We start from the raw sequence: 1,448 nt of genomic DNA, 5'->3' as shown, positions 1-1,448 counted from the left end.
AGGCCACCGTTAGGTGGCCTTTTGCTTTATTGGTGGAGCCGGGGGGATTTGAATAGTTATAATCTTCTTTTAATTCAATGTCTTTACAGCGATTTGCCATAATTAACCCTGCTTTCCGTTTATATCGAAACACGATGTGAGTCTGAAATTTCATCATCTCAGTATTTTTTAGAATTAAAATAATTCGCTATTACATACTACGTAGGTAGTTCTTTAGAATTACCTGATACCATTTTTGTTTAACAGGTTCACCAGACGGCAAGTAAGCTTTGATCATTTCGTTATGGCAGTATACGTCCAATAGCCTGTATATTGGAGGTTCTTCTGCTTCGATGGAAAGGATTTCTTCGGAAATTTTGTAAAACTCTTGCTTACTAACAATATCTTTTCGACGTCCTGCTAGATAACGTTTTTCAATATCGATAAATTTGTTTCTAAGCTCTCGGTGCTGCCCACTACGTTTGGCAGTTCCATAAACCAAATCCATTGTATTAATTACAGCTAACCCGCCCATAAGATAAATAGCAAATTCTGCATCACTGGTCTCTATAACTTTTAGAATAGAGGCTCCTGCTGCTGAACTTAGTAGAATATTTAAGCCAGAAACTACTCTGCTGTAGCTTTCAAAAAACGCATGCCTGTAATTATGGTATCTGATGGAGCGTTGAACATTCCACCATGTTTCCCAGAGAGATTCTTTATTTGGCTCAACAATATTATCATCGTTATCAGTCACTCTGCCCCCTAGTTGAACAGACAATGCTTTTCTGCATGCTTAGCTTTTAGTGCCTTTTGGCGGAGGTGGAGGTGCGACGGATTGAGTCACATTGTTGTCAAGACTACCTTTACGGCTTTGGCCTCCTCCACTATTAGACGCCCAATCATCTCTCGAATCTCTGTATGGTTTTGGAGGATTCTGAGGTGGCGTTTGCGGGGGCTGTTTTTTGGTTCCGTCATTCATAATATTTTCCTAAATGAGTTGTATGAACTTAATATATGTACCCAAATTCTCGGTGTCAAACCTTATTAAATTAACAATGTTTATTGGGTCGTCTGTTCGGCGGCTGTTTCCACCTGCACTGTGCAATAAATCTGTTTAGGTAAGTGAGTCGGGCAAAGCTCGAAGTCCTCTTTTACAAAATGCTGACACCTAAGTCCCTTTTTCGTCACTGCTTTACACCGATGAATGACCGTAGTGCATGTGTGAACATAACTAAAATAACCATCATCGGATTTAGGCTGCTTTTCGTACTTATCAACACTGAAATTTATCCAGTTTTTACCAACTGTTTCGCTTTTGAAAATAGATATTTTTCCAGACAATTCTTCGCACCAAATGCCGTTAAAGCGCTGAAATGAATCGAATAGTAATCTGGTATCAAACTGATCATCGGTTTGGCCGTCTAAGACACCACCGATAAACTTAACTTTTGCTTTTCCTTGACTCA

The 1,448-nt window shown here is 39.4% G+C and carries 2 protein-coding genes; both read right to left on the bottom strand.

The window, feature by feature from the left end; genetic code table 11:
• Positions 1 to 190: 190 nt before the first annotated feature.
• A complete protein-coding gene (locus LSG37_RS21085; RefSeq protein ID WP_233081974.1) occupies positions 191 to 736 on the bottom strand; it encodes a hypothetical protein in 546 nt (181 codons plus the stop codon).
• A gap of 305 nt (positions 737 to 1,041) precedes the next feature.
• The coding region (locus tag LSG37_RS21080) for a hypothetical protein (RefSeq protein ID WP_233081973.1) at positions 1,042 to 1,448 on the bottom strand (407 nt) is incomplete at its 5' end.

Origin of the sequence: Rheinheimera soli (assembly GCF_021290985.1) — a bacterium.
Lineage (GTDB): Bacteria > Pseudomonadota > Gammaproteobacteria > Enterobacterales > Alteromonadaceae > Pararheinheimera > Pararheinheimera soli.
Note: the sequence above shows the minus strand (reverse complement) of the source record. Positions and strands in the feature narration are given on the sequence as shown.